At 71.5% G+C, this 6,213-nt stretch carries 5 protein-coding genes; 3 read left to right on the top strand and 2 right to left on the bottom strand.

The window, feature by feature from the left end; translation table 11 throughout:
* Nucleotides 1-94 precede the first annotated feature (94 nt).
* The gene (locus tag VOI19_RS11920) at nucleotides 95-1,306 is read left to right on the top strand and encodes a site-specific DNA-methyltransferase (RefSeq protein WP_416366375.1); all 1,212 of its coding nucleotides are present in this window, start codon (nucleotides 95-97) and stop codon (nucleotides 1,304-1,306) included.
* Between the two features lie 33 nt (nucleotides 1,307-1,339).
* On the opposite strand, the gene VOI19_RS11915 is transcribed toward VOI19_RS11920, so the two are convergent.
* Nucleotides 1,340-2,743 (bottom strand): PLP-dependent aminotransferase family protein, encoded by a 1,404-nt coding sequence (locus VOI19_RS11915; protein ID WP_323793180.1) that lies wholly within the window; start codon nucleotides 2,741-2,743, stop codon nucleotides 1,340-1,342.
* Here VOI19_RS11915 and VOI19_RS11910 point away from each other — a divergent pair.
* On the top strand, nucleotides 2,742-3,755 hold the full coding sequence (locus tag VOI19_RS11910; protein ID WP_323793179.1) for a DMT family transporter: 1,014 nt from the start codon (nucleotides 2,742-2,744) through the stop codon (nucleotides 3,753-3,755). The genes VOI19_RS11915 and VOI19_RS11910 overlap by 2 nt on opposite strands.
* On the opposite strand, the gene VOI19_RS11905 is transcribed toward VOI19_RS11910, so the two are convergent.
* Nucleotides 3,661-5,064 carry a wax ester/triacylglycerol synthase family O-acyltransferase gene (locus VOI19_RS11905; protein WP_323793178.1) on the bottom strand — a complete coding sequence of 468 codons (1,404 nt, stop codon included), beginning with the start codon at nucleotides 5,062-5,064 and terminating at the stop codon, nucleotides 3,661-3,663. The two genes, VOI19_RS11910 and VOI19_RS11905, sit on opposite strands and share 95 nt — an antisense overlap.
* Before the next feature lie 167 nt (nucleotides 5,065-5,231).
* Here VOI19_RS11905 and VOI19_RS11900 point away from each other — a divergent pair, with 167 nt between their 5' ends.
* Complete coding sequence (locus VOI19_RS11900) at nucleotides 5,232-6,008, top strand: HNH endonuclease family protein (RefSeq protein ID WP_323793177.1); 777 nt, start codon at nucleotides 5,232-5,234, stop codon at nucleotides 6,006-6,008.
* Nucleotides 6,009-6,213 lie beyond the last annotated feature (205 nt).

Below are 6,213 nucleotides of genomic sequence, written 5' to 3'. Positions count from 1 at the left end.
AGCCGCCGACGACGATCAGGGTCACCACGATCGAGAGCACGGTGATGGTGCGTTCACGTTCGCGGGCGAGGGCCATGTCGTCCATGATGGCGCGGTGGTGGGAGCCGAAAGCAGTCGGAGCAGTCCGGGCGTCGACGAGCCGGTCTGGAACGCCTTCGTGGAGGGCGACAACCTCGATGTGCTCGCCGACCTCGCCGAGGCGTCGTACGACCTGATCTACATCGATCCGCCCTACAACACCGGCAACGACTTCGTGTACGCCGACTCGGTGCGCGGTCCTCGCAACGGCGCCGGTCCGGCGGGTCGGCACGCGGCGTGGACGGCGATGATGCGCCCCCGTCTCGAGCAGGCCCGGCGCGTGCTCGCACCGACGGGGGCGATCTTCGTGAGCATCGACGACCACGAGGTCGCCCACCTGCGCCTGCTGATGGATGAGATCTTCGGGGAGGACAACTTCCTCGCCCAGGTCGTGGTCAACCTCAACTCGCGCGGACGCCAGCTGGGCAAGGGGTTCGCGACCAACCACGAGTACCTCCTGGTCTACGCGCGCGCGGCCGCCAGGTGCGTGCTCGACCCGTCGAGTCCGGACGCCGTCGACCCGCGCGACTTCCCGCACACCGACGAGGGGGAGCCGCGCCCCTATCGACGGCTGCCGCTGCGCAACACCAACAAGAAGTTCAACCCCGTCACCGCACCGACGATGCACTACCCGTTGCACGGCGACCCGGAGACCGGGGAGGTGCGGACGACGCCGTTCGACGGTGGGCAGGCGATCCTGCCGGTCTTCGGTGACGCGACGTCCGCGGTCTGGCGCTGGAGCGCTCCGCTCGTGGACGCGCGTCCCGGTGACCTCGTGTGTCGCTGGGTGCGCACGCGCGCGGGGGAGCGGGTCGACATCTTCCAGAAGGACTGGCTCGAGCCGGGCCGGCGCAAGAAGCTGCGCACCATCTGGCTGACCGAGGAGGTCGGGTCGACCGACACCGCGGTCGCCGAGGTGAAGGCGCTGGTGGGGCCGCTGTTCGAGTCGCCCAAGCCGACCGGTCTGGTGCGCCGGATCCTCTCGACGATGCCCAGCGACGCCCGGGTGCTCGACTTCTTCGCCGGCTCCGGCACCACCGGTCACGCGGTGGCGCTGGCGAACCTCGCCGACACAGGCACCCGCACCTGCCTGAGCATCAATTCCGCCGAGCCGACCCGACCGGGCTCGAACGCCGCCAACGCCGGGTACGCCACGGTCGCCGAGATCACCCGCGCGCGGCTGCGCGCCGTGGCGGCGACGTACGGCGGTGGGCTCAGCGAGGGGTGACGGGATCCGCTCGGGGCCGGGCCTCACCGGGCCTCAGGCGTCGAGCATCCGCCCCAGGATCTGCGCGCCGGCACCGAATCCCGACGGATCCGGGCCGGAGAAGTTGAGCCGCACGTAGGGTCCCGAGGGCTCCGCAGGGAACCATTCCGTGCCCGGCGCGATCATCAACCCGGCCGCGCGACAGCGGTCGGCGAGCGGCTCGACCGCGGTGCCGTCGGGCAGCCGCGCCCACAGGTTGAGCCCGCCCGCCGGCACGTGCTCGACGTGCGCCTGCGGCGTGTGCTCGCGCAGGCAGCGAAGCAGCAGGTCGCGCCGGTCGCGCAGGGCCTCGCGCGTGCGTCGCTGGTGGGGGAGCCAACCCGGCTGGGTGACGACGTCGAGGGCGGCGGCCTGGAGGGTGCCGCTGACGTACATCGAGCTCGCGCCGATGTCGGTCAGGATCCGCTCACGGGCGGGTCCTCGGGCGATCACGGCCGCGATGCGGATCGCCGGCGAGACGCTCTTGGTGAGCGAGCGCAAGTAGATCACGTGCCCGGCGTCGTCGTGGGCGGCGAGCGGGCGCGGCTCGGAGTCGATCCCGAAGTCGTGCGCCCAGTCGTCCTCGAGGACGAACGCCCGGTGCCGCCGTACGACGTCCAGCACCGACTGGGCGAGCCCGGGCGTCCACTGGGCGCCGGTGGGGTTGGCGTAGGTCGGCTGGGCGTAGAAGAGCCGCGCGCCGGTCTCCTCGAAGGCCCGGTCGAGCTGTTCGGGATCCGGCCCGTGGGGACCGCTGGGGATCGGGACGACCTCGACCCCGGCCTGGGTGGCCGCGTGCAGCGCACCCCAGTAGGTCGGCGACTCCATCAACAGTGGCTGACCACGCAGCACCAGGGCGCGGAACACGGCGCTGAGACAGCTCTGACTGCCCGGTAGCACGATCACGTCGCTCGCGGCCGGAGGCGTGACGTCGGTCGGCGACTGGCTCCCGAGCTCGTCGGCGAACCACTGCTGCAGCTCGGGCATCCCGGCCACGGGGGAGCGGTTGATGGCGGCTTCGCTGCGGGCGGCGCGGGTCAGGGCGGTGCGCACGAGCCGCTCGGGCAGCAGGTCGCGTGCCGGGTAGCCGCTGTGCAGCGCGATGACGTCGTTGGCGACCGTGCGCAGCGACGTCGACAGCGTCCCCGCGCCGGCGGGACGCGGCCCGAGGGCGGCGGTCTGCCAGCCGTAGTCGGCCGGACGGGTGGTCCGGGCGGCGCGCACGAAGGTGCCGACGCCGGGACGGGTCTCGACGAGGCCTTGGGTGGTGAGCAGCTTGAGCGCCCGCTGCACCGTGACGGGGCTCGCGCCGTGGTGCTCGACGAGCGTGCGGGTCGACGGTAGCCGCGCGCCGGGTGCGGCGTCCGCGATCCAGTCACGGAGTGCTGCTGCAATTCGAGTGCTGCTATCGTCGTTCATGAGTGACAACAGTAGCGCTACTGTCCTGATCGCGCCGGTGCTACCGCGACCGTCCGCCCTCCCGGCGGGACTCGGGTGGGGCCTGCTCGGAGTGCTCGCCTTCTCCTTGACGGTGCCGCTGACGCGGATCGCCGTGGGTGGACTCTCGCCGTTGTTCATCGGGTCCGGTCGCGCCGTGCTCGCCGGGCTGCTGGCCGCACTCGCGCTGACCCTCACTCGGCAGCGACTCCCGCGCGGTAGCCAGTGGGCCCGGCTCGCCGTCGTCGCAGCCGGCGTGGTGCTCGGTTTCCCGCTGCTCACCTCGTACGCCCTGACGAGCGTGGACGCTGCCCATGGGGCGGTCGTCATCGCGCTGCTCCCGGCCGCCACGGCGACGGTCGCGGTGCTGCGGGGACGCGAGCGTCCGCCACGGCTCTTCTGGTGCTTCGCCGCTCTGGGCACCGTGGTGACGCTCGGCTTCGTGGCGCAGCAGGGCGGTGGGTTGGGCGGCTTCGCACGGGCCGACCTCCTGCTCCTCGGCGCAGTGATCGCTGCGGCGGTCGCCTACGCCGAGGGGGGACTGCTCTCCCGAGAGCTCGGTTCCTGGCAGACCGTGTCGTGGGCGCTGGTGCTCGCCCTACCCGTCATGATCGGGCTCGCCGCGCTCGCGGTTGCGCAGGAGACGCCCACGGCGTCCCTCGCGGAGTGGACGTCATTCGTCTACCTCGGCGTCGTGAGCATGTACCTCGGCTTCTTCGCGTGGTACCGCGGCCTCGCGACCGGGCCCATCGCGCAGGTCAGCCAGGTGCAGCTCGTGCAGCCCGTGCTCAGTCTGGGCTGGGCCGCGCTGCTGCTCGGGGAGCAGCTCACTGCGGCCACGCTGGTCGGGGCCCTCGCCGTCGTCGCGAGTGCCGGGTCAGCCGTCCGCGCGCGTGGCGTCAGATCCCCGCTGCCTTCTCGAGCGCCTTCACCTCGTCGTCCAGGTGAGTCAGCAGCCGCTGCAGGTGCGGCACCGTGCGTCGGCACCCGGTGAGACCGAAGCCCATCTTGCCGTCGTAGGACGTGCACGTGATGTTGAGCGCCATGCCGTTGATCGGGATCGACAGGGGGTAGTGGCCGACCAGCTGGGCGCCGTTCCAGAAGTGGGTCGAGCGGGGACCGGGCACGTTGCTGATGATCAGGTTGTACGGCGGCCGCACGATGCCGCTCATCCGCAGCATCGGCGTCAGGATCGCCGGGGCCTGCCCGATGGCGCTCATCGCGAGGATCTGCGTCGGTGTCATCGACGACAACGACTCCTTGCCGTCCTTCATCGAGCGGTGGATCGCGCTGAGGCGGCGTGCGGGGTCGGCGAGATCGGTGGCCAGGCGCACCATCACCGCGCCCACGGCGTTGCCGCCCTCGGCCGAGGCGATGTGGGACTGCTTGGCGTTGAGACCGACCGGCACCATCGCGACCAGCGGAGCCTCCGGCAGCGCGTCGAGCTCGAGCAGGTAGGTGCGCATCGCCCCGGCGCACATCGCGAGGACCACGTCGTTGATCGTCGTGCCGGTGGCCTTGCCGATCAGGCGCAGCCGCTCGACGGGCCAGTCCTGAGCGGCGAAGCGGCGCGAGCCCGTGATGGGCTGGTTGAGGATGGTGTGCGGGGCGTGCAGCGAGAGCGCTGAGGTCTCGTTGCGCACGCTCTTGGTCAGTGTCTTGACCAGCGCGGCGGGCATCCCCGCTGCCTCTGCGGTCAGCCCCAGCGCGCTGCGCAGCGCCGTCATCGGCAGCTCCGACAGGTTGGTCTGGGAGGGCGCGGGCTTGCGCGACGAGGCCCGGTAGGCCCAGGGCGGCGGCATGTCGCGCTGCTCGGGGTCGGTGCTCAGGGTGCTCGCCATCAGGCGCATGGCCGAGATGCCGTCGACCAGGGAGTGGTGGATCTTGGTGTAGAGCGCCACCCGTCCGTCGCGCAGGCCCTCGATGACGTGGGCCTCCCAGAGGGGTCGCTCCCACGCCATCCGCGTGCTGTGCAGGCGCGAGCTGAGCTCGAGCAGCTCACGCACGCGCCCCGGCTTGGGCAGCGCGCTGTGGCGCAGGTGGTGGTCGATGTCGAACTGCTCGTCGGGCTTCCAGACCAGCTGCGCGCCCGTGCGGACCGAGCGGTGGGGGTGCTTGAGGAACAGCGGTGAGACCTCGTTGGCGTCGCGCATCTGCTCGAACATCTCGCGCACGTAGTTGCGCCCCGCTCCCTCCGGCTTCTTGAAGAGCTGGAGACCACCGACGTGCATCGGCATGTTGCGGTTCTCGGTGAGGAGGAACGCGGCGGACGTCGGATCGATCGGAGTGGCCAAGACAGACACCTTTCGTTGTCGTGATCCTTGCGTGTGGTGACGGCGTTCACAAGGCGACACGGGTGCCGGGGTCCGGCGGCCGAAGGTTCTCCCTCCCGTCATCTCCAGGACTCTTGTGCTCGGGCGGGGTCCGGCCCCAGGCTCAGGCGACCCCCCACCTGATCGCAGGAGCCCCCGTGCCCGTCTCGTCCCTCCCACAGCGACTTCTCGCCCTTCTCGCCCTCACCGTCGCGCTCGCAACCGGCCTGGTGAGCGTCGGCTCGCCGGCCCATGCCGCGGGCTACTCCGCACCCCTGCAGACCGCGATCGCCGACCTGGTCGTCTCGAGCGAGGTACGCACCGGCTACGACCGGGCGTTGTTCAAGCACTGGGTGGACGCCGACGGCGACGGCTGCTCGACCCGCAACGAAGTGCTGATCTCGGAGGCCGACGACCCGGTCACGGTCGGCTCGGGCTGCGCGCTGAGCGGCGGGCGCTGGTACTCCTACTACGACGCGGTCTCGCAGTACTCCGCCTCCGCGCTCGACATCGACCACATGGTGCCGCTGGCCGAGGCCTGGGACTCCGGCGCGCGCACGTGGAGCGCTGCCGAGCGGGAGTCGTTCGCCAACGATCTCGCCGACACCCGCTCCCTGGTGGCGGTCACCGCTTCGGTCAACCGCTCGAAAGGTGATCGCGACGTGGCCGAGTGGCTTCCCGCGAACGCGCAGTGCCGCTACCTGCGCGAATGGGTCGCGGTCAAGCACCGGTGGCGCCTGGCGATCGACTCGGCCGAGAAGTCGGCGATTAGCTCGTTGGCCGAGATTTCTTCCCCATCCGCCCAGATCCGAGTCGGCGATGAGCTCGTTGGCCTCGGGCTGCACCAACTCCACGATCACGGTCACCCTGGCGCGCTGAGCGCCACGTGTTCTCCACCGGCGCGCCCGGGGCCGTGGTCGTCCACAGCGACCTGACCACGGGCGGCGGGTGCGGTCACTGCGGCCCTAGCGTCGCGGCTGCGTCGGACCCTCCGCCGCAGCCGACTCTCGGGAGAGCCCATGACCACCTCCGTACGCCGCACCGTCCCTCCCGCGCTCGGGGGCCTCACGACCCTCGTGCTGTTCGTCCCGACGGCGGGAGTCGCGGGCGCCGACGCCCCGGGCGCCGTCGTCCGCGACC

The sequence above is a fragment of the Nocardioides sp. genome (genome assembly GCF_034670285.1).
In the GTDB taxonomy this organism is placed as follows: Bacteria; Actinomycetota; Actinomycetes; order Propionibacteriales; family Nocardioidaceae; genus Nocardioides.
Note: the sequence above shows the minus strand (reverse complement) of the source record. Positions and strands in the feature narration are given on the sequence as shown.

Coding starts and splice junctions, on each gene's coding strand:
- VOI19_RS11910 (WP_323793179.1), top strand. CDS start 2,742: ATGAGTGACAACAGTAGCGCTACTGTCCTGATCGCGCCGGTGCTACCG.
- VOI19_RS11915 (WP_323793180.1), bottom strand. CDS start 2,743: ATGAACGACGATAGCAGCACTCGAATTGCAGCAGCACTCCGTGACTGG.